Source organism: Cyclobacterium lianum, from assembly GCF_900143075.1.
GTDB classification, from domain to species: domain Bacteria; phylum Bacteroidota; class Bacteroidia; order Cytophagales; family Cyclobacteriaceae; genus Cyclobacterium; species Cyclobacterium lianum.
Genome location: NZ_FRCY01000004.1, coordinates 121,546 through 145,872, shown reverse-complemented (window position 1 = coordinate 145,872; position 24,327 = coordinate 121,546). Strand labels below are relative to the sequence as shown.

Here is a 24,327-nt window from a genome sequence, read left to right as displayed (position 1 = left end):
AATTATTCAAGGCAGTATTGGCGAATTGATGCTTTTACTTTAGCTTAGTGGATTAAATCAACCATTTTTGAGATGTCTGAAAATAAATCTAAGGATCATAACAGCCAATCAGATAATGATGAGGACTTTGGGCTGCCCCCGGTAAACATCAGTCCGCTGCAGAGCAGCAGTTCGGCATCCGCGGGCCAGTCAAGTCCGGTGGCGGAAGTCAGTGCTCCGGAACCGGTCAGGGAAAAGGATTCAAGTCCGGAACCCGAAAAAAAGAAAGACCGAACGAATTGGGTGATTTTATTTATCCTGCTTTTTATTTTGCTGGTGGGATATGGTGTTTATCACTTTGGCTGGATGGACAATTTTAAGCAAGAAACGGTTGGTACCACTGCTGAAGATGAGCCAGATCCGGTCCTGGAAACGCCAGACCCGGAGCCTGTTCCGGAGCCGGTACCCACCGTACCTGAAGCAGCAGAAGATGCTCCCGCTCCCTCACTTACCGAAATAGACGGAAGAGCAGAGTCTTCGAGGTATTTTCTGGTAGTAGGGAGTTTTATAGACGACGACCTGGCCAGAGATTACTCCAACCGACTCAATAATTCCGGTAAAAATACGTTTTTGGTTCATCCTTACGGCGACATCCATTTCTACAGGCTGGCGGTCGGACAATTTGAGAACCTGGATTTGGCGTTGGAAGCGATGAACACTGCTCAAAACGATTACGAAGAAAACTTATGGGTTTTGAAATACTAATATGATCTTATTACAAACTTTGTCGACAACTGACGGACAGCAAACTGTGGATTCCCTTGCCCTTATGGAAGGAGCCGGATCCTCAGATATTGGCTTATTGGAATTATTGATAAAAGGAGGCTACATGATGATCCCCTTATATCTTTTGTTTATCCTGGCCATCTTTATTTTTGTAGAGCGCATCCTGACCCTCAAAAAGGCCTCTAAAACGCCCAAAGGCATGATCGATCAGGTCAAAATGATGGTGCAGAGTGGAAATATCGAGCAGGCAAAAATGGTTTGCCAGGGCGAAGAAACACCAGTGGCCCACATGATAGCGAAGGGCCTGGAGCGGATAGGAAGTCCGTTAAAGAACATAGAAGTGGCCATAGAAAATGTAGGAAAAATAGAAATATACAAGTTGGAAAAAAACCTGGGCTTGCTAGCCACCGTATCTGGTGCTGCCCCCATGATCGGTTTTTTGGGTACTGTTGCCGGTATGATCCGGGCATTTATTGGCGTAGCCCAGGAGGAAGGTATGGTATCCCCCAAGCTGTTGTCCACGGGGATTTATGAGGCCATGATTACTACGGCTACCGGCCTGGTCGTCGGCATTGTCGCTTACCTGGGCTACAACTACCTGGTCACCCAGGTGTCTAAACTGATTCACAATATGGAATACACGACCATAGAGTTTATCGACTTACTTCAGGATAAGAAATAATATGGCATTGCAATCAAAAAATAAGATAGAAGCAGCGTTTAGCATGTCCTCCATGACGGATATTATTTTCCTTCTGCTGATATTTTTTATGCTTACCTCTTCCTTCATCACCCCCTCCGGGTTGCCGGTAAACCTTCCCTCAAGCGAAAGTTCGGATATCGTGATGCAGGAGATCACGGTTAGCATCACCAAGGATCTGAGATATGCGGTAAACGACCGGCAAGTCAGCAGAAATGAAATTAAAAATGAGCTGGCTACGTTATTGAGTCAAAATAAAGGATATGTAGTTTTGCATATTGATAAGGAAGTTCCGGTGGAATATCTGGTAGAGATAGGGGGCATTGCGGCCTCTCTGGAAGCCAATGTGACCATCGCAACGCAACCATTTAAATGAGCTATGGAAGTCTGGGAAGACCAAAGGGAACAGGAGAATACCAAGAAAAAGGCCATTATCATTACGTTTATTACTAATGTACTGATATTGGCTGCTATCTATTTTATTGTGGTATGGAAGCCGCCTGTTCCTCCCATGTCCCAGTTTGGCCTGGAATTAAATTTGGGTTTCACCGATGTGGGTAGCGGTGAAAATCAGACCACAACTGCTCCGTCTACCAGCCAGGAACCCGCCGCCGAGGCAGCAGCTCCGGGTGAGCCGGCCCCCCAACCCACCGAAAACATTACACCTGCGAGTCCACCACAAAGCAACCCTTCTGAAAGCAAGCCTGCCACAAGTCAGCCCGAAATACAGGCACAATCAAATGTACCAAGTCCTGTGAAGGCGGAGAAACAACCGGAAAGAGCCAGGGAAACAACTGAGAAAAAGACGGAAAAGCCGTCTGAATCCAGGGAGAATCCGGTAAAGGAACAACCTGCTCCGGAAAAGGTGGAAGAAAAGAAACCTACAGTGGATCCCAGAGCCATTTTTGGCGCCGGGGGTACCAAGGGCAGCTCCAACCAACCGGCCTCTGGCAGTCAGCAGGGCACAAGCAATCAGCAGGGGGACGAAGGAAATCCTCAGGGAACTGTTGATGGGCGCTCCATTTTGCAATCCGGAAGTGGCAATACGGGTGATGGCTCGGGCTACAACCTGGATCTGGCGGGTTGGGATTTTGCTTCCAGGCCTAATATCCAGGATAACGTCTCCAACAGAAACGGGAAGATCGTATTTCGGATTACGGTAAATGACAACGGACGGATTGTACAAGCCATACCTTTGGAATATAACGTAAGTAATGAGGTGTTAAATTATTACCGAACGGTGGTAAACAGGCTTTCATTCAAACGGCAAAGTGGTAATCCTACCGCGGAATATTCTACCGGACGAATTACTTTTATCATTCGGGTGGACTAAGTGAGATCCATGAATTATCAGGAAGCACTAGAATTTTTATACAAGGCCTTGCCTATGTTTCAACGGGTAGGGGCCACGGCATTCAAAAAGGATCTAAGCAACACCCTTCAATTGTGCGCTCGGCTTGGCAAGCCCCAGGAAAATTTCAAAAGCATTCACATCGCCGGCACAAACGGGAAGGGAAGTTCGGCACATGCTCTGGCTGCCGTGCTGCAGCAAGCCGGATACAAGACCGGTCTGTACACCTCTCCCCACCTGAAATCCTTTCGCGAAAGAATCAGGATAAATGGCATTGAAATCCCTGAGGCAGATGTGACTGCCTTTGTGGCCCGGCATAAGGCCTACCTCTCCGAACTAAAGCCCAGCTTTTTCGAAATGACCGTAGCACTGGCATTCGATTATTTTTCCAGAGAAAAGGTAGACTATGCTGTCATTGAAACCGGAATGGGCGGCAGATTTGACAGTACCAATGTGATCCGGCCTATACTTAGCCTGATTACCAATATCGGGATGGACCACACGCAATTCCTGGGAGATACCTTGGAAAAAATCGCTTTTGAAAAAGCGGGCATCATCAAATCAGGAGTACCTGTGGTTATAGGTGAGACACATCGGTTGACAGCTCCTGTTTTCAGGGAGAAGGCAGAAGAGTGTGGGGCATCGATTTGCTTTGCCGATCAGTCATTTACAGTAACATCTCTGGGTTTGAGGCGCGGTGGAGACAAGCAGCACAGGGCAGTGTATCAAATCCATCCGGCATTGTCAGGACTCAATGAGATCGCGATCGACCTGATGGGAAACTATCAACTAAAAAACCTACCGGCTGTATTGAAAGCCCTGGAGACATTACAGGAAGTTGGCCTGGATATCCGGGCAGAGCATATTCTCAGCGGCCTTGCAGAAATCAGGCAGAAAACAGGATTGAAGGGGCGCTGGCAGATTATAGGCGAAGATCCGCTGACCATTTGCGACACCGGACACAATGCAGATGGGTTCAGGTCCATTCTCTCGCAACTCAAGGAAATGGGTCCGCAAAGGCTGTTTATGGTTCTGGGAATGGTTGAAGACAAGGACCATGAGCAGATTTTATCTATGTTACCAAAACATGCCGAATACGTTTTCTGCCAGGCAGATCAGCCCCGCTCATTGCCAGCCCAATCTTTGCTGGAAAAGTGTGAAAAGTTTGGCCTGGCGGGCCGTTGTATTCCGGATGTCAACGAGGCGCTGGCTTATGCTCGGAAGGCAGCGGCTGCCGGAGATGTCGTTTTTGTAGGAGGAAGCACCTTCGTGGTGGCGGAATTAATGGAAGTATAGCACAATGGGAAGAAAAAAACTGGAACGTTTCAGGCAAAATGAGGCCAATCCACATGTAGTACAGGCTGGAAAGGCGCTTTTTGACAGCATCAGGGGAAATTGGAATAAACTGCAATTTCAAAACAATAAGCCCCTGGTGGTCGAACTGGCTTGCGGCAGGGGAGAGTTTACCGTAGGCCTCGCCAGGCAGTATCCTGACCGAAACTTTGTGGGGGTAGACATCAAAGGATCCAGGATTTGGAAGGGCAGCAGCCAGGCCTATTCGGAAGGCCTGGATAATGCAGCATTTCTACGGACGCAAATCGAGCAGCTCGACAAGTTTTTTGCAGAGGGAGAAATCGATGAACTATGGATTACCTTTCCTGATCCAAGACCAAGAGAAGGAGAGGAGAAGAAACGTTTGACTGCCCCACGCTTCCTGGAAACCTACAGGCAGCTTTTATCCAAAGGCGGCCGCATACACTTCAAAACCGACAATACCGGCCTCTTCCATTACACTACCGAACTGCTCGCCTCCATGGAGCAAATCCGGATAGAACGCAAAACAGAAGATTTTTATCGTTCTCCCTGGAAGGACGAGCACCATGGCATCATGACGCGATACGAGAAAATGTTTATGGAAAAGGGTGAAACGATCAAATACCTGGAATTTGGATTCACAGCCGATTAGTCTTCAAGCTCAAGCACCTCAAGGATATCTGCCAATTCATCAAAGTCTTTGATACCAGGGCTGATTTCGTGCCCCCCTTTCATGCTGATGCCCCTCACACCGGTTTGATCCAGGATTTGTTCTACATTTTCTGCATCAAAGCCGAACCCCAGCAAAACATCGCAATTTTTTGACAGCTCCTGAAGGTGCTTTTTTTCGTCCGGCTGCAATTCCCTTGCAGCATCCGCTTCCAGGTTTAACATGACATTGTGTTTTTTAAGACTTACCGAAAGCGTTTGTAGTTCATCCCAGTCTTTATCCTCCTTGATCACCTGATTATAGATCAGTCCGTAGCCTGAGTTATACAGCAATTGAAGGTGAAACTTCTCGTTTACCTGAATGTAATCAAATCCCCGGTATTGCTGAAGGGCTTCCAGGATCTGGTCCGGATGGGACATGTTAAACTCTGCCACATAATGCAATCCGGATAACCATTCGGTGATTTCGGCAAACTCTGAGGGAGACACGTAGTATTCATCACCCTCTTCCAGCGAAAAGCCCATGAGATTGACGTACATCCCCGCGCAGTATCTGGCATCACTGAGATTATTGACGTTGCTTATCTTGACAAAAGTTTTTAAAGCCATTTTATTTTAGGGTATTATTTGTGTAATTTTCTAGCGAATTCAAAGATAGAGAATGTATATTTTGTTTAAAAGGCAGTCCTTTGTTCTGTTCCTCATTTTTATATTCGGCTGTGAAACCTACCGGGAAGATCCCGAAACCATTGGCTCTCCTTTTTATCCCTTTGCCATGGGCAATTTCTGGGAATACAGCGTGGAAGAGACTGTTTATTTCGGTGAAGGCGACGCGGAAAACCGGTCTTTTTATTATCGGGATGAAATGGTAGATCAATACCTCAATGCAGACAATGAGCTGGTCTATAAAATTCAGAGAAAGTCCTCTCCGGACAGGATAAACTGGTTCAATGAGCGCATATTCACCGTGTCGCTGAGCAGAAACCGCATCATTCGGCAGGACGATAACCTGCAGGAGATCATCTTGGTCTACCCTGCCGATACCGGGAGGGAATGGGACGGCAATGCACTTAACAACAAACTAATGCAGACCTTTGTTGTGGAGCGGGAAGGGGACTACATTCTGGGAAATCTGAATTTTGCGGAAACCATCACTGTCAGACAGCGGGAGGAGGATGACCTGATCACCATCAGAGACAATCGCTATGAAGTTTTTGCGAAAAACATTGGCCTGGTGGAAAAGTATTATGAGGTATTCCGCTATTGCTCCCGAAATGACTGCCTGGGAGAACAAATCATTCAGGAAGGACGTTTTACACATTTAAAGCTGATCGGCCATGGGCAAATGTAGTATTTTCTGTCTCTTTTTCATCCTGCTTGCAGGCAGCAATACACTGCTGGCTCAGGACAGGTATGCCATACATTACAAGTACAAGCCCACGGTAAAGTATAGCCTGGATAGGCCGGAAGAATTGATGACACCTGCCGCGCTCGAAAGGCGCGAAAGGGAAATGTTGGCAGTAGACAGTACCGACCTGCCTGTATCCGAGCAGTATGTTAGCTTGATAAAAGAGGAAGTTAATGAGATTATCTACCACTCTAAGTGGCTGAATGCCTCTCTGGTCAGCGCAAGTCCAATGGCGATCGATCAGATCAGAGCGCTGGCCTTTGTGGAAAAAGTGGAGCTCGTAGCCAGGGGTGGCATAGCCAATGGATTTGATGGGACTAAGGGTATTCGGGAGCCTCGGGAATCGCCCATATCAATACTTTATTCAGATGAAAGGGCTTTTGAATTTCAGAATAATATTCTCGGGATACCTGAAATGCATCGGGATGGGTATCATGGAGAAGGTATCCGGATCGCTGTTTTTGATGCCGGATTTTTAAATGCTGATCAAATCAGCGGATTGCAGCACCTGTTCAATGAAAACCGAATTCTTGGTACCCGCAACTTCGTACAGGGTGGGTCCGGCAGTGTATACCATACCGATACCCATGGCACCGGGTCACTTTCTTTGATGGCCGCCTATGATCCCAGTCAATTGGTAGGAGCCGCCTACGCAGCAGAATATATTTTATGTATTACTGAAGACGTCTTTTCAGAATTCCGAATAGAGGAATACAATTGGCTGAGGGCAGCGGAATATGCCGATAGCCTGGGGGTAGACGTAATCAATAGTTCTCTTGGCTACAATTTTTTTGACGATCCGGAGATGAATTATTCGAAAGATGATTTAGATGGAACGACAGCCATAATTTCCATTGCTGCCAATATGGCTGCCCAAAAAGGCATTCTGGTAGTTTCCAGCTCAGGCAATGAAGGCAATTTGAGTTGGAAAACCATTACCGTTCCGGCGGATGCGAAGGACGTCGTTGCAGTAGGTGCTATTACCAACAGCCTGAACAAAGCCGGCTTCAGTTCTACCGGCCCAAGTAGCGATGGTAGGATCAAACCCGATTTGGTGGCTTTCGGGTCCGGAGTCACACTTTGGCGGCAGAAGGAGGGAACGAGTGTTTCCAGCGGTACTTCATTTTCCTCACCTCAGGTAGCCGCTCTGGCAGCCGGTATATGGCAGGCATATCCCGGATGGACACGGGCCATGTTGATGAGCAAGCTGCTGGAAAGCGGCTCCCAATCAGACCAACCGGACGCTGAACTCGGTTATGGGATACCAAACTACCTGAGGGTAAAGAAGACATCCAATACCGGCACTCTGGTAGAAAGAGACATTAAGATCTATCCCAATCCCCTTGAGGCAAATGAATTGATGCTGGAATTTGGGACAGAAAACAACTGCAGTCTAAAACTTTATAATACTCAGGGCAAGATGCTGAATCTTTTATCCCTGCACCGCCAGGGCCGGAACGAACCATATCGGATCGATATGGGGATGCTGCATCCCGGTATTTATTGGCTTGAAATAGAGGATAGTGTCCGTGCGGGAAGCATAAAGTTATTGAAGAAATAAGGAATTGATGGTTTTATTTTCTTGTTTTGTACTATGGGTACCTTGTTGTATCCATTAACAACTATTTCAAAAAACCAATATCATGAATCCTACAGTAGCCCCTTCCATCCTGGCCGCCGATTTTGCGAATCTGCAGGACGCCATTGAAATGATCAATGAATCTGATGCAGATTACATTCATGTGGATATTATGGATGGAGTTTTTGTCCCCAATATTTCGCTGGGATTACCGGTAGTGGAAGCCATCCACCGACACGCCAGAAAGCCGCTGGATGTGCACCTGATGATCACCGATCCGGATAAATACCTGGCCATTTTCCAGCAAGCCGGAGCATCGCACCTTACAGTGCATTATGAGGCTTGTACGCATCTTCACCGGAGCATTCAGACAATTAAAGATCTGGGGTGTAAGGCTGGGGTAGCCTTGAATCCACATACCCCGGTTAAACTTTTGGAAGACATTATCAGGGAGGTTGACATCGTTTTACTCATGTCGGTTAACCCAGGATTCGGAGGACAACAGTTTATCGAAAATACCTTTAAGAAAGTAAATGCGCTTTCCAGATTAATCGTTGAAACAGGATCTCATGCGAGAATAGAAATTGATGGCGGTGTAAGCATGGAAAATGCGGCAAAGCTGTTTAACGCAGGAGCCAATATACTCGTAGCCGGTAATTTTGTATTTTCTTCAAAAAATCCTGCAGAAACCATCAAAAAGCTAAAAAACATCGTTTAAATTCAAATATTAAGGGTTCCGTATAAAAAATGGCGTATTTTTTGCGATATTATTTGTGAAATAAATGGAATCTCATTTAATTAGTGGGTATAAAGCGTTTAATAAATAGATATAGAAATTATGAAAAGATTATTTGTATTGGCTTTCTTGATGCTAGGTGTAATTGGATTTCAGGCCCAGGCCCAGGACGAAGCAGAAGAGGAAATCACTGATGAAGAATTGGCAAAATTTGCGGCGGTTGAAGATTCCGTCATGGCATTTTACGACCAGAAAAACGAGGAATTGGTGGATATGATCAAGAACAATGAAGTAATTGAGGGTGCTGCCCGGTACAATGAGATCAAGGGCGCCTGGGAAGACGAGGAGAAACTCGCCGAGATCGAGATCACCGATGAAGAGAAAGCAGCATATGAAGAAATACTCGAATTTATGGGATCGCTGAGCAATGAAGTGAGGGATCTTAAGATTGGATTGATCAAAAACGATGATATCCTCGGTGTGGCTACTTATAATAAGGTAAACAAGGCCATGAAGGAGAATCCGGAAATTCAGGAAAAGGTGGACAGCATGATTGCTGATCTGAAGGAAAAAAGGACGGTAGAGTCTGAAGACGAGGCTGCTGCAGACGCAGGATGATCTCCTATTCAAAATAAATTTAAAAAAAACCCTCCGGATGTGAGGGTTTTTTTGTATTTGTACGTTAGGTATTCATGTACAAACACCTCAACATGATAACGTTATCAAGAAAAAACCCTTGTGCTCTTATCTTATTGCTTGTCCTTTGTGCACTGCAGACCCCCGGATTGGCCCAGGAAGATATTTTCGGCATAGAAAGAAAATTGAAAGGCCGGAAAAGTGACAATGAGTTGGGTAATGTATTTAGAAACGTGGTGAGCAACTTTTCCTTCGAATTCTCCGCAGGAGCTGCCTATCAGGAACATGCTTTGCTTTTTAGCAGTGAAAGCCCGTCCAATTACCCCATCCGGGCAACGGGCGTTGATCAGGTTATGGATCTGCAGCCTGGCGATACACTTAGTCTGAAGGGGGGAGCAATGGCCTATCCGGTCAATCTGGGACTAAGGATCAATGTGTTTAATTTTATCACTGTGGGAGCCGGATATGGTAGAGAATGGGGCCGCCTTCCAGTGCTCAGCAGCCCGGAGTACGCACTGGAGTTGGAAAGTAGCAGATACACCTATGACAAGTTATACGGAACCCTGGGTATCGTACTCTGGGGTGCAGGAAAGAGAAATGCTTTTCTGAGATGGCAATACCGAAAGTATTCCGGAAACAACATATACATGCAGTCGGAGCTAAAGCAGCGCGCCAGACAAATATATCCCTGGAGGTTGGTGTTGGAAGGAGAATTTGGCTCCATGATGCTCCGGCAAGTGCCGGATCCCGGCCTTACCGCTCCGGATCCCTATTATGGAATAGGCCTACGTCTGGAGTACGATTTTTCGGAATATGCACGTGCATTTGTGAAGCCCTCGGCATCCTTCAGGTCATTTGCCTATGCTGAGCCAGAGGCACCGGAAATACAAAGCATCGATCAAAACCTGTATACCCTACAGGCTGGTATTTCGATCAGTTTGCCCGGCACCAAAAAATGCAAGGTGCCAGGATGCCGGGTAGTGATGAAGCACCTGCACAATGGAGTGGAGTACCGCGGAAGCTCCATCTGGTTTCGTCAAAACCGGAAAGTCGGGCAATGGTAAAGTACAGATTCAGGCCACCTAAGTGATCCTTTGCCAAATTTCATGAAGTGAATGTAAAAATAACTCTATGAATATAAATTGAATACCTTCAATTTATATTCATAGAAAAATTATATTTTTCTAAACCTGTTCTTTTTGCTATCTTGCAGGTTATAAGCGAGAAATTTTAAATATGGCTCAAGGAGAGAACGAGAACATTATCCCAATAAATATTGAGGAGGAAATGCGTGGTGCCTACATCGATTATTCGATGTCGGTAATTGTTTCCAGGGCTTTGCCGGACGTCAGAGACGGATTAAAGCCAGTTCACCGCCGGATTTTGTACGGCATGCAGGAGTTGGGTGTCACCCATAACAAACCCTATAAAAAGTCAGCCAGAATAGTAGGAGAGGTCCTGGGTAAATACCACCCCCATGGAGATTCGGCAGTATATGAAACGCTGGTGCGGATGGCCCAGCACTGGTCATTGCGTTATCCTCTGGTCGACCCACAGGGTAATTTTGGTTCCGTGGATGGAGATAATCCCGCAGCCATGCGTTACACAGAGGCCAGGCTAAGGCGTATCGCCGAAGAGCTGCTGACAGACATCAACAAGGACACGGTTGATTTTCAATTCAATTTTGACGATACCCTCAAAGAGCCGGTAGTCTTACCCGCAAAAATTCCCGCCCTTTTACTAAATGGCGCATCGGGAATTGCCGTGGGAATGGCCACCAATATGGCTCCCCACAATCTGGGAGAGGTGATTAATGGCATTACCGCATATATCGATAACAACGATATCACCATTCCCGAACTGATGGAGCATATCCTGGCGCCGGACTTTCCTACCGGCGGTATTATATATGGATACAATGGTGTCAAGGCGGCATTCGAAACAGGTAGGGGACGGGTGATTATGCGTGGGAAAGCCACCGTTGAAACCAAATCGAATGGCCGGGAAATGATCATCATTTCCGAAATTCCCTATCAGGTCAACAAGGCTTCCATGGTAGAAAAAACCGCACAGTTGATCAATGAAAAGAAACTGGATGGGATTTCGGCCATAAGGGATGAGTCAGACCGGCATGGGATGCGCATTGTGTACGAATTGAAAAAGGACGCCGTCCCCAACGTGATACTGAATAACCTGTATAAGCATACACAGCTTCAGACTTCATTTAGCGTCAACAATGTAGCCCTGGTAAAGGGAAGGCCCCACACCTTAAATTTGAAGGATCTGATTGTCCACTATGTCAATCACCGGCATGAGGTGGTTATCAGAAGGACGGAGTATGAACTCAAGGAAGCAGAAAAGAGGGCCCATATATTGGAGGGCTACCTGATCGCTTTGGACAATCTGGATGAGGTGATTCAGTTGATCCGGGATTCCAGAGACCCCGAAACCGCCCGTAACGGTCTGATGGAAAGGTTTGAACTGTCAGAAATCCAGGCCAGGGCCATACTGGACATGCGGCTCCAGAGGCTTACCGGCATGGAGCGGGAAAAAATTCAGCAGGAATACGATGAGTTGATGAAACTCATTGAAGAGCTGAAGGATATCCTGGCCAATGAGGACAAACGCATGCAGCTCATCAAGGATGAGCTGGTGGAGATGAAGACCCGGTACTCCGACGAAAGGCGAACCGAGATTGAGCACAACGCGGAAGACTTCAATTATGAAGACATGATTCCCAATGAGGAGGTGGTCATCACTGTCTCTCATCAGGGCTATATCAAACGTACGGTGCTTACAGAATACAAATCCCAGAGCAGGGGAGGGGTAGGTTCCCGTGGCGTGAGTACCAAGGAAGACGATTATACAGAATACCTGTTTACCGCACTTACCCACAATTACCTGTTGATTTTTACCGACCAGGGTAAGCTTTTCTGGTTGAAGACATATGCCATTCCGGAAGGAAGCAAAACTTCCAAAGGCCGGCCCATACAGAATCTGATCAACATACAAAGCGGAGATAAAATCAGGTCTATTATTCAGGTCACGGACCTGAATGATGAAGATTATATCAACAATAACAATATTGTAATGGTGACCCGGAATGGGATCATCAAAAAAACCACCCTTGAGCAGTACTCCAGGCCGAGAACAAATGGCATTATTGCCCTGAACATCAGGGACGATGACCAATTGCTGAATGTAGAACTGACCAATGGCGATGCCCATGTAGTGATAGCTTCCAGCTCAGGCAGGGCGGTGCACTTTCACGAATCCAATGTACGCCCCATGGGCAGGACTGCCACCGGAGTAAAAGCCATCAATTTGGGTGAGGAAGACAACCATGTAATTGGCATGGTTTGTGTTCAGAGAGAAGAGGCAACCCTTTTGGTCGTCACAGAAAAGGGATATGGGAAAAGGTCCTTTCTGTCTGAGTACCGGATCACCAAAAGAGGTGGAAAAGGTGTAAAAGCCATGAACATTACTGAAAAAACGGGTGGCCTGGTCGCTATTAAAGAAGTGGTAGATACCGACGATTTGCTGATCATCAACAGGTCGGGCATCATCATCAGAACTCCTGCAAATGGAGTTCGTGTAATGGGAAGAGCTACTCAGGGCGTCAAACTTATCCGGCTAAACGATTCAGACAAAATCTCCTCCGTAGAAAAAATAGAGCATATCCTGGAAGAAGATGCAGAAAACGGCGATTCGCTGGATTCGGAAAACACGATCAGTCCAGATACAGAATAATAGTTTATAACCAAATTAGAACCATACTCGTAACATGAAAAAGTTAATTTTATCGTTGGCTTTGTTGAGCATAGCTGCTACAATTGCCTTTGCACAAAAAAAGGTAGTCCGCTCAGCCGAAAGAAATTTAAGAAGAGGCAATATCGAAGAAGCCTATTCAGATATCAAAACTGCTATAAATGATGAAGAAACGGGTAGCCAGTCGGAAACCTATTTCATCAAGGGTAAAATTGAAACCCAGATGTTTGAAGCCGATTCTTCCAACACGCAGGAGACGGTAGCATTGGGAAGAGAAGCAGAAAGCAGTTTTATGACGACTTTTGAGATGGAAGAAATGGACTCCACCAGCAAGGTAAGTAAAGATCTCTTCAAGGAGGTCATTCCTGATTTGCCTGCCAATCTGCAGGGTGAAGGGGTATACCGCCTGAAGAATGCCTCTTTTAACAAAGCGATAGAAAAATACGAAGAGGAAGATATGGAGCTTTCATTTGAGTTTTTCTCTCTTGCCGCCGATTTGGACCCCAAAGATACCTCAATTGTTTTTAACGCTGGTTACACGGCCAACATGATAGGCAATACAGATGCAGCGAAGAAGTATTTTACCAAATTGCTGGAGATTGAGGAGTATGATAAATTAAATGCCTATTATTTTCTGATCCAGATTGCAAGTGCAGAAGACAAGGATCCAGAGGAAGCATATAGAATAGCAAAACAAGCCAGAGAAGAATATCCGGACGACAAAGGTCTGGCAGAATTCGAAATTCAATTGTTGCTACAATTGGATAAAATGGATGAAGCCATGGCTTCTATAGAAAAGGCTTTGGAAACTGATCCGGATAATCCGGCCATCAGATTGCGATATGGGTACCTGAAAGAAAGTTCAGGCGATATGGAAGGTGCGCTTCAGGAATACAAGAGAACGGTAGAAGCAGATCCGGAATTTTTTGAAGGCAACTATTATGCAGGTGCCATTTATCTGGATAAAGCCAGAAATATCATCACAGAGGTAAACAACCTTTCTGATGAGGAATGGGAAGAAAAGTCTGACAGTATGCTGGCTGAAGCGGACAGCCTGTACGAAGAAGCGCTGCCATACTTCACCAAAGCTTCTGAATTACAACCCGATAATACGGACATTATGGAAATTTTATTCCAGATCCATACGCGTTTGAAGAATGAAGCCAAGGCGGAAGAATACAACCAAATGCTTACAGAAAAACTGGGAGAAGACTGGTTGACCAGATAATTATCGGATAATCAATCCGATTATGATTTTAGGGCTTTCGGCTTAGGCTGAAAGCCCTTTTTATTTCCACTCGAGCGGAAATTCCATGAGGGCAAAATCCCATGCCCAGGGAAAATAAAATAGGGTAAGTACCAGAATCAGCAAAATCGATAATAGGTTGAGCGCAAAACCGGTTTTCATCATGACGGGTATGGTCAGGTACCCTGATCCAAATACCACCGCATTGGGAGGGGTAGCCACGGGTAGCATAAAGGCACAGGATGCAGACATGGTAGCGGCAACCATAAGACCATAAGGATGTACACCCATGGCCAGAGCCACAGCAGACAATATGGGCAGCAACATGGACGCGGTCGCTACGTTGGAGGTGATTTCAGTTAAAAAGTTGACTGCTGCGATAATGAACAATAAAAAGATCCAGAATGGTACATTTTGCAGCAGGATAAACTGTTCGCCTATCCAATTGGCAAGTCCGGTTTCCTGAAAACCTTTTGCCAAAGCCAGTCCGCCCCCGAATAGGATCAAAATGCCCCAGGGAATTTTTTCGGCTACATTCCAGTCAAGTAATTGCTCCTTTTTATCATTTCCTGCAGGAATAACAAACAACAGCAGTACCCCCACCAGGGCGATGATGGTATCGTTTAGCGCCGGAATCCAATCCTGTAAAATAAAGCTTCGGCTGATCCAGGAAAAACTGACGAGCAGGAAAACCCACAAAACCCGCTTCTCCTGTTTGCTGATGGGGCCAAGCAGTTCCAATAGCCGGCTGATCTCCTCTTTTCCACCTGAGAATTTCAGCGATTTCGGAAAAACAAACGCCCGGTTTACCAGGTAGTACCAGCAAACAAACAACAAAGCCAGTGAAATGGGCAAACCTACCATCATCCATTCCCCAAAGCTAATCTCTACACCATAGGTGTTTTGTATTACACCCACCAAAATGATATTGGTAGGCGTTCCGATAATGGTAGACAGGCCGCCGATAGAGGCACTATAAGCGATTCCCAGCATCAGGGCCTGGCCCAGAGTCGTTTTGACGGACTCATTGGACTGGCTGATTTGAACGACCACAGCAATGGCGATGGGCAGCATCATGAGAGAGGTAGCGGTATTTGAGATCCACATTGACAAAAAAGCGGTGGCTACCATAAAACCCAGGATTATCCTTTTCAGGTCTGTACCCAGATAGGAAATGATTTTCAGCGCAATCCGCTTGTGCAGGTTCCACTTTTCTATACTCACTGCAATCATAAAGCCTCCCATATACAACAAAACCATTGGATCTGAGTAGGGTTCGGCGGTAGGAGTGATCCCCATAATGCCGGTAAAAGGAAACAAAACCAACGGCAAAAGCGCAGTTGCTGCGATGGGGATAGCTTCTGTGATCCACCAGATGGCAATCCAGAAAGTGACCGCCAATAAAGCATGTCCGGAAGTTGATAAGCCTTCGGGAGCGGCAGTAAGATAAATACCGAAGAAGATCGCCGGACCTAATAATAAGCCGATTTTTTGTGTTTGCATAGCAGGAATTAAAATTTAAGAATAGCCATAAATCATGGAAATCAAAAATTTTTTTTGCACGGAAACCTGGAGGGTATATCCTCCCGCGCTTGTGAAGGGAAATATTTCCATTGGTGGACGACACAGGACAGTGCAGGACAGAAATCACCGCTCTAATCACTTTATTTAAGAATATTTGGAAAATTGTAGTATTATTGGAGAAAATGCATTGTCATCACTTATAAAAATATCAATGATCCCATTTAAATTAAACCCGGCAAAACGAATTTACACCACACTTATCCTTGTGCTGGTTTCTTTTTTGGCTTTTCAATGCGGACCTGAAGGGCCCAAACTGGAATTGCGAAAAGGTGACCATATTATTTTAGTAGGAAATAACCTTGGTTCCAGGATGATGAATTTTGGTCATTTTGAGACAGAAATGCATGTTCGTTATCCGGATTCTCTGTTGTACATCAGAAACATGTGTGATGCGGGAGATACCCCCGGTTTCAGACCCCATGCGGGAAGGGTTTCTCCCTGGGCCTTCCCGGGAGCAGAAGAATTTCAGGATGAATTGGCCACCAATTCAGGCAGTGAGGGACATTTTGAGTCTCCGGACGAATGGATCAACAAACACGAAGCAGATATCATCGTAGGGTTTTTTGGCTATAACGAGTCCTTTGAGGGCCAGGAGGGGCTGGAGGATTATAAAAATGAGCTGGAAGCGTTTATCAGCCATACCAAAAATACGATTTACAATGGAGAGGAAGCGCCGCAATTGGCACTTGTTTCCCCCATCGCTTTTGAAAACCTGAGTGGAGATTTTGACCTTCCCAACGGAGAAACGGAAAACCAGAATCTAAAATTGTATACCGAGGCGATGCAGGAAATAGCAGCGGCCAATGAGGTGTTATTTGTGGACGCTTTTGAACCCTCCAAATCCTGGTATGCCGATGAGGATGCCTATCTTACCATCGACGGCTTTCAGCTTACTGAAGAGGGCTACAAAAAATTCAGCGAATTTCTCACCAACAAGTTGTTTGGAAAAGACGAGGCGGTGGCAGAAGACAGGCGTGAGGCCATTCGTGCGGCAGTATTTGAGAAAAACTGGATGTGGCACAACGATTACAAAATACCAAATGGTGTTCACGTTTTCGGCAGGAGATACAATCCCTTTGGCCCCGACAATTACCCCTACGAACTACAGAAAATCCGCCAGATGACCGATAACCGCGATCAGGCCATTTGGAGTGTAAGTCAAGGTGAAAGCTTTGATTTGGCGGCGGCAGATGAAAATACCATTGAACTTCCTCAGGTAGAGACCAATTACAACCCGGAGAAAAATGGAGACCTGGAATACCTGTATGGCGAAGATGCACTGGAAAAGTTTGAAGTGGCTGAAGGCTATCAGGTGGAACTATTTGCCTCTGAATCCGAATTTCCGGACCTGGCCAATCCGGTACAGATGACCTTTGATACCAAAGGAAGGCTATGGGTGGCTGTGATGCCCAGCTATCCCCATTACAAGCCAGGAGATCCAAAACCCAATGACAAAATCCTGATCCTGGAAGACACCAATAACGATGGCAAAGCCGATAAGCAGACGGTGTTTGCAGACAGCCTGCACCTGCCCATCGGGATGGAAATTGCCGAAGAAGGCGTCTATTTATCCCAAGGTACCAACCTGATCATCCTTAAGGATAAGGATGGGGATGATTATGCCGAGGAACGACAAATTTTGCTGAGCGGATTCGATGACCACGATACGCACCACAATATTTCTGCCTTCGTAGCCGATCCTTCCGGAGCAATCTACATGGGAGAAGGTGTGTTTTTACATACCAATGTAGAGACGCCGTACGGGCCGGTTCGGGGAACAAACGGTGGCTTTTACCGATACAATCCTGCCCGGATGCATCTGGAACGAACCGCTCAGCTTCCCATCCCTAATCCATGGGGTATTGCCTTCGACGAATGGGGACAAAACTTCTTTGCAGAAACCTCTGGTCCAGATGTACGCTGGATGATGCCTGGCTCCATCAAACCCCGGTACGGTGAAGGTACCCATAAAGGGCCTAACCTGATCGAGGATGCCCATAGGGTACGGCCTACCTCTGGTCTTGAATTTGTTTCGAGCCGGCACTTTCCCGAAGATGTACAGGGGGATTTGCTGATCAACAATACCATTGGCTTCCTGGGCATGAAGATGCACAAGATGATGGAAGACGGTACTGGTTATGACAGCGAGCACCGCGTAGATCTTATCCGTAGTGATGACCGCAATTTCCGTCCGGTGGACATGGAATTTGCTCCCGATGGTTCTTTGTATTTTGTAGATTGGCACAATATCCTGGTAGGTCACATGCAACACAACGCAAGGGATCCGCTCCGCGACCACGTACATGGTAGAATTTACCGGATCACCTATCCATCCAGACCTTTGGTGACTCCTCCGCAGATCGATGGGGCCAGCATCGAAACATTGCTGGATAACCTGAAATTACCTGAATTCAGGGCTCGCTACCGCACCCGCGCCGAACTACGGGGCAGGGACCAGGCAGAAGTGCTGGAAAAGATGAAGGACTGGACGGCCTCCTTAGATCCCAACGATCCCCGTTATGAGCACCACCTGCTCGAAGCGCTTTGGGTGAGTTGGGGCTTGAATCAGGTGGACGAGGATTTGATGAAGACATTGTTTGCTTCTGACGACCACAGGGTAAGGGCAGCAGTAGCTAGGATTTTACGCTATACCGGTCATCAGGTAGCCGATCAGGTAGAAATGCTGAAAAAAGCAGCTGCAGACCCCCACGGAAGGGTTCGGCTGGAAGCCATCGTAGCGGCCTCCTGGCTGGACAAAGAAGATGGCCTGGCCATACTGGAAGTAGCCGATGAGCATCCGAAAGATATGTGGATGCAAAAGCCGTTCGAGACCGCCCTCGCTCACCTGAACGGCATGTCGGTCAGCAATATGGTCGTGAATCCGGATGGAAGTATCGTCTTTCAGGAAGCTGCACAAGAGGAAAAACCCTCCAATAGCAGGCTGAAGGGAGAAGACCTGACGCTGTTTCAAATGGGTAAAGCCATCTACAGTAGGGAAGGGTTTTGTATTACCTGTCACCAGCCTGACGGAAAAGGGCTGAGCGCCTCAGGATTTCCCCCACTGGCAGGCACCAAATGGGTAAACGGAAGTGAGGAACGCCTGGTAAAAATCATCCTTAACGGCTTGATGGGTCCTATCGAAGTGCTGGGTAAAGAATATCCCGGACAGGTACCCATGACACCCTACGCCGGTATGCTTAATGATAAGGAAGTGGCCGCAGTGGCAACCTATGTAAGGAATAGCTTCGGCAACGAATCTTCCCCTATCAAACCCGAAAAAGTGGCTGAAGTCAGGGAAGCGACCAAAGCAAAAGAAGGATTTTATTCCCCTGCGGAACTGCTGCAGGAGCATCCTATGGAAGCGGGAGAGTAAGATGTGAAAAATTTAAGGCAACTGCCAGCTTCTTAATTGGGGCTGGCTTTTTTTTTTGAGTTAGCAGAAGGCTTGTAAAAGGCCATTAACACATCACAAATAATATCCGACCTGGAAATTCAACCGAAATCAAATCCGGCTTAAAAAGAGGGACTTAATTACGTGTGGCTTTACAACCACTTTTTACCCTTGCAAACTAGTTAATAAATAGGAATTAAGCGGAGTTACGCTCTCCGTTAAAGAAAAATTACAACGAGAGGGTATAAGACAGGCTTACGGGAACCCTGTGGTCTCCGATCTGTACCTGGTGTTTTTCAATTTTTTCGATCCGGTTCTTATTGACCAAAAAAGAACGGTGAGTCCGGATAAAAAAGGAGGGAAGCAACTTTTCCAGCTCCTTGAAAGTCATGCGGGAAATTATCTTTTCATCTTCCAGGTGCAGGGTGACGTAATTGCCCATGGCCTCACAAAAAAATAATTCTGAAAAGTTGATCCTGATCTGCCCTTCAGCTGTTTTTACAAATACATGGCCATTTATTTCGGAAGGCTGTAATTGTTTCCATTCCTGTGCTTTTTGGCAGGCTTTCAAAAAGCGGCTCAGGGAAAATGGTTTTAGCAGGTAATCCAGGGCATTGAGTTCAAATCCCTTGACCGCATACTCCGAATAGGCCGTGGTAAAGATCACCATGGTTTCATTCTGTAGCATTTCAGCCAGGTCGATTCCGGAGAGATCCGGCATGTTGATATCCAGCAATACAAGATCTACCGGCCGGGTCTTCTGGTACTCGAGACCAGAAATGGCATCCAAAAAAACCTGCTGCAGTTCCAGAAAGGGTACCTTCGCAGCATGAGACCTGACTACCTCCAGGGCCATTCGTTCGTCATCAATTGCGATTGCGGTAATCATCAAAATATCAAGGGTTTAGCTGTAGGGAAAAATGAACAAAATGCTCCGTATCATTGGCCACGATGCTCAGCTTGTAGCGTTCAGGATAAAGTACCTGAAGTCGCTTGCGTACATTGTCCAGTCCGATTCCGGATTCCTCTTTCGGATCTTTAAGTGTTTTGGGCGGATGAATGGAATTGACCACGTCCAGGTGCACCGAACCGGCAAGGCAACGCAGGTTGATCCGGATCCAGGATTCATTTTTGGTACTGATGCCATGTTTAAAGGCGTTTTCGACAAAAGGTATGAGCAGCATCGGTGCAATTGTTCCTTCACAAGACTCATCGTTCAATTTAATACTTATTTCGGGATTATCTTCATTTTTAAAGCGCAGCATCTGCAGGTCCAGGTAGTTGCGCAGGTAGTCGATTTCCCGGCGAAGGGGGATTTTATCCTGTTGGTTTTCGTGCAGCATGAAGCGCATCATGTCCCCGAGCTTTTGAATGCCGTCTGAGGTCTTTTCCGCCTGTTCCGTCAATGCCGTACCATACAAGGTATTCAGGGCATTGAAAAGAAAATGCGGATTGATCTGCGACTTGAGAAAACGCAGGTCGGCCGAGCCACGATCCACCTGATGGCTGAGGTTTTCAATTTTTCCCTTCATCCCAAAATACTTTTCAAAGACCAGGTCGGAGAGGGGTAAGGCTACCAACTGAATGACCAATCCCGCACCCAGACCGAAAAAGACCAGTACCGGCTCCTGGTTTAGCAGTCCTGCAAATAACAGAAATCCTGGAAAAATAAGGATCAAAAGGATATTGAACCATAATGCAGCACGTTTTTTCCCCCGCAGGCGATTCCTGTAGATCAAAAAGTAGTTGTAAAGCAAGACCAATACAGATGCCGGAAGAAAAAGGGCCAAAGCTACCGAAATATCTTCTGATACCAAAAAGTCAAATTGGAACAACATCAGGATCACAAAGAAGAAAATGCTGCACAGGCGCAACAGGTTATAGGTAAGGTAGTCCTTCCTCTTTGGGGGAAGGAACGCTTGCCTGATCAACCGTACCCATATCAGGTAACTCAGGTATAAGGCCATAATGGTAAAATAAAATGGCGTAAAAGGCGGCTGGATAATGCCTGTGCCGGCCGCTATCATGGTGACAAGCACGTAGGAGACCAGAAATATCAACAGGCTATAGCCGATAAATGGCCACTTACGGGAATTCTCCCGGTACCTGGGTATCAAAACCCGATGCATCAGGTAAAAAACAGCGAAGAGGATGATGGGAATGGTCACCTTGGCAAAATTTCCTATAGCGGGGCCATAGTTGTACTGGTGATGCATACTGCCGGAACTGAGAATATTGACCAGGACTGTAATCAAAAAAACGAAAGTAACGGTCCACCATTCTATTTCCTGAAATGCTAAAGGTTTGTTTTTCATTTTGTATTCCATTTAAAAATTAAAGTTTATCCCAAATACGCTGAACTCAGTTTGAATCGGGATTTTTTGATTAGACGTTTTACATGCTCCACAGGTCAGGTAGATATTGTATAGTAAACCGGCAAGTAGCAGTGCTATATAGGTTCTCTTTGTGGCTTTGCTCATGGTAATTGTCTGGCTTATTGAATTTGGCCCTTTCTTTCCGGACGATTCAGGAAGCAATAATTTTAACACAAGAATAAACCACAATGAGCCTTCCATCAAATTTATGTGACGAAATGGGGGAAATGAGGGATGGAATTTAAGGGTTTACCATTTAGGGTAGGTAAAAGGCCTGAAGGGCCTGAACAGTAATAACCCTGGGTGTCAACCCAGGGCTGGCAAAGTTTTTGAATATTCCCAACCCCGGGAGGGGTTGAACAGCCACTAATTTAGGGAATGATCTTTACTGTTTTACTGTTTCCGGGCATTCGTCGATGATCTTGCCGGTTTCGTTGATCATCAGGAAATGTTGGTGAGGTCCATGGAGGGTAACAATAATGGCAGAGTTTTCCTCGGCGGATTTTGACAGGTACCAGACTTCTTCCGGGGTTTTAGGCTTCTTTTTTTCCACTCCCCAGGAACCGTCACCCAGGTAGACGATTCCGTTAGGATGGATGGCATTGTTTCTTATGGGATAACTCCGCTTGTAGGTATGGTCGTCGTTTTCAAATGCGACCCGGACCCCATGTTCCTCAAATAGAGGAATCCAGTTATCCAGCACTTCCTCTGACCAGAATTGAACTCGTTTTCCTCCGGGCTCCACCCGACCTGAGGGAAAAGCCGGTTTATGGTACACAGGAAGCAGGTGAGGCCGGTCCTGCCTGCTTTGCAGGGTCTTTTCCAGCCAGTCCGTTTGGGTACCGCTGATCAGATTACTGTGCGAACTGTCCAGGATGATCAGGCTGAGGTAATCCCCAATATCCAGCACTCCGTAGCCGGGTTGACCGGGAAAAGCAAAGAGGGGATAGAAAAAGGGTGCTTTTTCCAGGCGCATGGCATCGGTCGGTTCTTCCATTTCTCCTTGTTTCACTTTGGCTATAAAGGCGGGCATGCCCATTCCTTTGTCGATATTGCTTTCCGAGGCCGGGTAGTGGTGATTGATGACATCGTGGTTACCCAGACCTACCACAATGGGGACCACGCGTCCGTCTTCGGTAATCAGTGTTTCCCGGATTCCATCAAACCATTGGTACCAAAGGTCCACATTTTCCTTGTTGCCGTTGGCATAGGCCAGATCTCCGCCCCAGACGATAAAATCCGGGTCGTATTGCATCACGGCGCGGTTCATCTGGCGGAATAGTGCTCCGTGAGAGGTATCTCCTCCGGCGGAAAAGCGGAGAGCTCTGTCATTTTTGGCTGGCAGGGTGCGAAAAGAGTAGACCCGTTGAAATTCCCCTACACGAAATTCATAGTTTGAATTTGGGTGCAAGCCGGTCAACTCGATACGGTGGATTTGACGTTCAGAATAAGGGAATGGAAAGGATTGGGCCTGAGCGGTCTTCCACTCGGTGCTGCCTGAAGAGCGGTAGGAAAGGGTTTCCTGAGCTTCACTTTCGGGAAGGGTATGCCAGTCGATGCTGATGGTAGTGGTGGGGTCTTGTTGCCAGGTAAGGAGGATGGCAGCAGGCTCAGTTTGGGCCAGGGCAGCTGCACAGAGGCAAAGGGTCAGCAGTTGACCGGTAAGAAAGCGTAACCAAAGTTGGGGGCTAAGACGGCTTTGCATGGATTAGTTGTTATTTGGTAAATATACCGGAAATGGGAAAAAGTGGCTATTTGGAGCGTATTAAAAAGGGCTATCCTTTCTAATTTCGAATGATTATAGCAGATATTTTTTCGTTTTTATCCATTTAGTACTGGAAATAGATTGATACTTAATCAACGTTCCTGTTAGTTAAAAACCGCAATAGGATGGGGGAGATGGCACCGCTGGTGCAGACTTTTTATTACAAATACTACGACATAAGTAGGTATTCGTTCGAAAGCAATTTTTGAGAGGGGTTCCTTTACCGGAAAGAAAATAATAAATAAGGGCTAGACAAGGAAAGTTACAAAATTGATTCTTTATTTAAAATCAAGCACCTAATTTTGCCACAATACGTTACATAATTATGTACATTTGTAAAAAAATACTTTTCCAATGAAAACCATAACAATGACCGAATTGCGTAAGTCCATGAAAAGGCATCTTGACTACGTATCCAAGGATTCAGGAACGATTATCGTTCCCAGAAAAAGTGGTCAGCATGCAGTGGTAATGATATCAGAGGAGGAGTACAACTCGATCAACGAAACCCTTCACCTGATGTCAACCAAGGCGAATAGGGAACGTCTGGATGAATCAATCCAACAGCATAAAGACGGGAAATCAGTTCCTTTTAAACTTTGATGAACATAGAGTTTACGCCACATGGCTGGGAAGATTACCAGTATTGGGTTATGTCCGACCCGGATATAACAAAAAAAATCAACAGCTTAATTAAAGGAATCATAAGAGATCCTTTCAAGGGGGAAGGCAAACCCGAAGCACTTAAAGGCAATTATAGAGGATATTGGTCCAGGCGTATCAATAAAGAACACCGATTGGTTTATGCGGTGTTAGGAACAAAAGGGAGGGACCAGAAGTGTACCATTATTCAGTGCAGGTTTCATTATTAATTGATGGGTTGGAATTATTAGTATTTAACATAATATAAATTATATAACTTATTATCCTGTTTTTGTTTATTTTTACTCTGGCCTCTTGGAGATTACTTTCTTTCATAGATAAAAACATTAATCAACTTAATTAAACCAATACTGACGTTTAACCTGCAATACCGGATA

The 24,327-nt window shown here is 46.1% G+C and carries 21 protein-coding genes; 16 read left to right on the top strand and 5 right to left on the bottom strand.

What is annotated here, in order from left to right; genetic code table 11:
* Positions 1 to 72 precede the first annotated feature (72 nt).
* The 6 genes from BUB19_RS07480 to trmB are packed head-to-tail and all read left to right on the top strand — an operon-like array spanning position 73 to position 4,782.
* Positions 73 to 744, top strand: a complete 672-nt coding sequence (locus BUB19_RS07480) for an SPOR domain-containing protein (protein ID WP_073093926.1) — start codon at positions 73 to 75, stop codon at positions 742 to 744.
* Between the two features lies 1 nt (position 745).
* Positions 746 to 1,447, top strand: a complete 702-nt coding sequence (locus tag BUB19_RS07475) for a MotA/TolQ/ExbB proton channel family protein (protein ID WP_073093925.1) — start codon at positions 746 to 748, stop codon at positions 1,445 to 1,447.
* 1 nt (position 1,448) lies between these two features.
* On the top strand, positions 1,449 to 1,841 hold the full coding sequence (locus BUB19_RS07470) for an ExbD/TolR family protein (RefSeq protein ID WP_073093924.1): 393 nt from the start codon (positions 1,449 to 1,451) through the stop codon (positions 1,839 to 1,841).
* A gap of 3 nt (positions 1,842 to 1,844) precedes the next feature.
* Positions 1,845 to 2,798, top strand: a complete 954-nt coding sequence (locus BUB19_RS07465; RefSeq protein ID WP_073093923.1) for an energy transducer TonB — start codon at positions 1,845 to 1,847, stop codon at positions 2,796 to 2,798.
* Positions 2,799 to 2,807: 9 nt separating this feature from the next.
* Positions 2,808 to 4,112 (top strand): bifunctional folylpolyglutamate synthase/dihydrofolate synthase, encoded by a 1,305-nt coding sequence (locus BUB19_RS07460; RefSeq protein WP_073093922.1) that lies wholly within the window; start codon positions 2,808 to 2,810, stop codon positions 4,110 to 4,112.
* A gap of 4 nt (positions 4,113 to 4,116) precedes the next feature.
* On the top strand, positions 4,117 to 4,782 hold the full coding sequence (gene trmB / locus BUB19_RS07455; RefSeq protein WP_073093921.1) for a tRNA (guanosine(46)-N7)-methyltransferase TrmB: 666 nt from the start codon (positions 4,117 to 4,119) through the stop codon (positions 4,780 to 4,782).
* Here the strand turns inward: trmB and trpF are convergent.
* Positions 4,779 to 5,408 (bottom strand): phosphoribosylanthranilate isomerase, encoded by a 630-nt coding sequence (trpF, locus tag BUB19_RS07450; protein ID WP_073093920.1) that lies wholly within the window; start codon positions 5,406 to 5,408, stop codon positions 4,779 to 4,781. The two genes, trmB and trpF, sit on opposite strands and share 4 nt — an antisense overlap.
* A gap of 52 nt (positions 5,409 to 5,460) precedes the next feature.
* Here trpF and BUB19_RS07445 point away from each other — a divergent pair, with 52 nt between their 5' ends.
* From BUB19_RS07445 to BUB19_RS07415, 7 genes are all read left to right on the top strand, one after another.
* Positions 5,461 to 6,150 (top strand): hypothetical protein, encoded by a 690-nt coding sequence (locus BUB19_RS07445; RefSeq protein ID WP_073093919.1) that lies wholly within the window; start codon positions 5,461 to 5,463, stop codon positions 6,148 to 6,150.
* Entirely contained in the window at positions 6,137 to 7,768 is a 1,632-nt protein-coding gene (locus tag BUB19_RS07440) for a S8 family peptidase (protein ID WP_073093918.1), read from the top strand. The genes BUB19_RS07445 and BUB19_RS07440 overlap by 14 nt, the downstream gene beginning before the upstream one ends.
* Positions 7,769 to 7,850: 82 nt before the next feature.
* Positions 7,851 to 8,504, top strand: coding sequence for a ribulose-phosphate 3-epimerase (rpe, locus tag BUB19_RS07435; protein WP_073093917.1), 654 nt, complete (start codon positions 7,851 to 7,853; stop codon positions 8,502 to 8,504).
* Between the two features lie 120 nt (positions 8,505 to 8,624).
* Positions 8,625 to 9,140: a hypothetical protein gene (locus BUB19_RS07430; protein ID WP_073093916.1), complete on the top strand. Its 516-nt coding sequence runs from the start codon at positions 8,625 to 8,627 to the stop codon at positions 9,138 to 9,140.
* Positions 9,141 to 9,232: 92 nt separating this feature from the next.
* Positions 9,233 to 10,222, top strand: a complete 990-nt coding sequence (locus BUB19_RS07425; RefSeq protein WP_073094217.1) for a hypothetical protein — start codon at positions 9,233 to 9,235, stop codon at positions 10,220 to 10,222.
* Positions 10,223 to 10,394: 172 nt separating this feature from the next.
* Positions 10,395 to 12,908 (top strand): DNA gyrase subunit A, encoded by a 2,514-nt coding sequence (gyrA, locus tag BUB19_RS07420; RefSeq protein WP_073093915.1) that lies wholly within the window; start codon positions 10,395 to 10,397, stop codon positions 12,906 to 12,908.
* Positions 12,909 to 12,942: 34 nt separating this feature from the next.
* On the top strand, positions 12,943 to 14,154 hold the full coding sequence (locus BUB19_RS07415) for a tetratricopeptide repeat protein (protein ID WP_073093914.1): 1,212 nt from the start codon (positions 12,943 to 12,945) through the stop codon (positions 14,152 to 14,154).
* Positions 14,155 to 14,214: 60 nt separating this feature from the next.
* On the opposite strand, the gene BUB19_RS07410 is transcribed toward BUB19_RS07415, so the two are convergent.
* Complete coding sequence (locus tag BUB19_RS07410) at positions 14,215 to 15,675, bottom strand: SLC13 family permease (protein WP_073093913.1); 1,461 nt, start codon at positions 15,673 to 15,675, stop codon at positions 14,215 to 14,217.
* 232 nt (positions 15,676 to 15,907) lie between these two features.
* Here BUB19_RS07410 and BUB19_RS07405 point away from each other — a divergent pair, with 232 nt between their 5' ends.
* The gene (locus tag BUB19_RS07405; protein WP_143155949.1) at positions 15,908 to 19,129 is read left to right on the top strand and encodes a PVC-type heme-binding CxxCH protein; all 3,222 of its coding nucleotides are present in this window, start codon (positions 15,908 to 15,910) and stop codon (positions 19,127 to 19,129) included.
* A 247-nt stretch (positions 19,130 to 19,376) separates the two neighbouring features.
* Here the strand turns inward: BUB19_RS07405 and BUB19_RS07400 are convergent, their stop codons facing one another.
* The 3 genes from BUB19_RS07400 to BUB19_RS07385 form a co-directional block, all read right to left on the bottom strand.
* Entirely contained in the window at positions 19,377 to 20,036 is a 660-nt protein-coding gene (locus BUB19_RS07400; RefSeq protein WP_073093912.1) for a LytR/AlgR family response regulator transcription factor, read from the bottom strand.
* Between the two features lie 7 nt (positions 20,037 to 20,043).
* On the bottom strand, positions 20,044 to 21,462 hold the full coding sequence (locus BUB19_RS07395) for a sensor histidine kinase (protein WP_073094215.1): 1,419 nt from the start codon (positions 21,460 to 21,462) through the stop codon (positions 20,044 to 20,046).
* Positions 21,463 to 21,907: 445 nt separating this feature from the next.
* Positions 21,908 to 23,227, bottom strand: a complete 1,320-nt coding sequence (locus BUB19_RS07385; protein ID WP_073093910.1) for a purple acid phosphatase family protein — start codon at positions 23,225 to 23,227, stop codon at positions 21,908 to 21,910.
* A gap of 414 nt (positions 23,228 to 23,641) precedes the next feature.
* Between BUB19_RS07385 and BUB19_RS07380 the strand changes: the two genes are divergently transcribed.
* Positions 23,642 to 23,890, top strand: a complete 249-nt coding sequence (locus BUB19_RS07380; RefSeq protein ID WP_073093909.1) for a type II toxin-antitoxin system Phd/YefM family antitoxin — start codon at positions 23,642 to 23,644, stop codon at positions 23,888 to 23,890.
* Complete coding sequence (locus BUB19_RS07375) at positions 23,890 to 24,159, top strand: Txe/YoeB family addiction module toxin (RefSeq protein ID WP_073093908.1); 270 nt, start codon at positions 23,890 to 23,892, stop codon at positions 24,157 to 24,159. Before BUB19_RS07380 ends, BUB19_RS07375 begins: the two co-directional genes overlap by 1 nt.
* Positions 24,160 to 24,327 lie beyond the last annotated feature (168 nt).

What these genes read in the sequence shown, in the direction of transcription:
- BUB19_RS07480 (WP_073093926.1), top strand. Translation starts at nt 73, where the DNA reads ATGTCTGAAAATAAATCTAAGGATCATAACAGCCAATCAGATAATGAT.
- BUB19_RS07475 (WP_073093925.1), top strand. Translation starts at nt 746, where the DNA reads ATGATCTTATTACAAACTTTGTCGACAACTGACGGACAGCAAACTGTG.
- BUB19_RS07470 (WP_073093924.1), top strand. Translation starts at nt 1,449, where the DNA reads ATGGCATTGCAATCAAAAAATAAGATAGAAGCAGCGTTTAGCATGTCC.
- BUB19_RS07465 (WP_073093923.1), top strand. Translation starts at nt 1,845, where the DNA reads ATGGAAGTCTGGGAAGACCAAAGGGAACAGGAGAATACCAAGAAAAAG.
- BUB19_RS07460 (WP_073093922.1), top strand. Translation starts at nt 2,808, where the DNA reads ATGAATTATCAGGAAGCACTAGAATTTTTATACAAGGCCTTGCCTATG.
- trmB (WP_073093921.1), top strand. Translation starts at nt 4,117, where the DNA reads ATGGGAAGAAAAAAACTGGAACGTTTCAGGCAAAATGAGGCCAATCCA.
- trpF (WP_073093920.1), bottom strand. Translation starts at nt 5,408, where the DNA reads ATGGCTTTAAAAACTTTTGTCAAGATAAGCAACGTCAATAATCTCAGT.
- BUB19_RS07445 (WP_073093919.1), top strand. Translation starts at nt 5,461, where the DNA reads ATGTATATTTTGTTTAAAAGGCAGTCCTTTGTTCTGTTCCTCATTTTT.
- BUB19_RS07440 (WP_073093918.1), top strand. Translation starts at nt 6,137, where the DNA reads ATGGGCAAATGTAGTATTTTCTGTCTCTTTTTCATCCTGCTTGCAGGC.
- rpe (WP_073093917.1), top strand. Translation starts at nt 7,851, where the DNA reads ATGAATCCTACAGTAGCCCCTTCCATCCTGGCCGCCGATTTTGCGAAT.
- BUB19_RS07430 (WP_073093916.1), top strand. Translation starts at nt 8,625, where the DNA reads ATGAAAAGATTATTTGTATTGGCTTTCTTGATGCTAGGTGTAATTGGA.
- BUB19_RS07425 (WP_073094217.1), top strand. Translation starts at nt 9,233, where the DNA reads ATGATAACGTTATCAAGAAAAAACCCTTGTGCTCTTATCTTATTGCTT.
- gyrA (WP_073093915.1), top strand. Translation starts at nt 10,395, where the DNA reads ATGGCTCAAGGAGAGAACGAGAACATTATCCCAATAAATATTGAGGAG.
- BUB19_RS07415 (WP_073093914.1), top strand. Translation starts at nt 12,943, where the DNA reads ATGAAAAAGTTAATTTTATCGTTGGCTTTGTTGAGCATAGCTGCTACA.
- BUB19_RS07410 (WP_073093913.1), bottom strand. Translation starts at nt 15,675, where the DNA reads ATGCAAACACAAAAAATCGGCTTATTATTAGGTCCGGCGATCTTCTTC.
- BUB19_RS07405 (WP_143155949.1), top strand. Translation starts at nt 15,908, where the DNA reads ATGATCCCATTTAAATTAAACCCGGCAAAACGAATTTACACCACACTT.
- BUB19_RS07400 (WP_073093912.1), bottom strand. Translation starts at nt 20,036, where the DNA reads ATGATTACCGCAATCGCAATTGATGACGAACGAATGGCCCTGGAGGTA.
- BUB19_RS07395 (WP_073094215.1), bottom strand. Translation starts at nt 21,462, where the DNA reads ATGAAAAACAAACCTTTAGCATTTCAGGAAATAGAATGGTGGACCGTT.
- BUB19_RS07385 (WP_073093910.1), bottom strand. Translation starts at nt 23,227, where the DNA reads ATGCAAAGCCGTCTTAGCCCCCAACTTTGGTTACGCTTTCTTACCGGT.
- BUB19_RS07380 (WP_073093909.1), top strand. Translation starts at nt 23,642, where the DNA reads ATGAAAACCATAACAATGACCGAATTGCGTAAGTCCATGAAAAGGCAT.
- BUB19_RS07375 (WP_073093908.1), top strand. Translation starts at nt 23,890, where the DNA reads ATGAACATAGAGTTTACGCCACATGGCTGGGAAGATTACCAGTATTGG.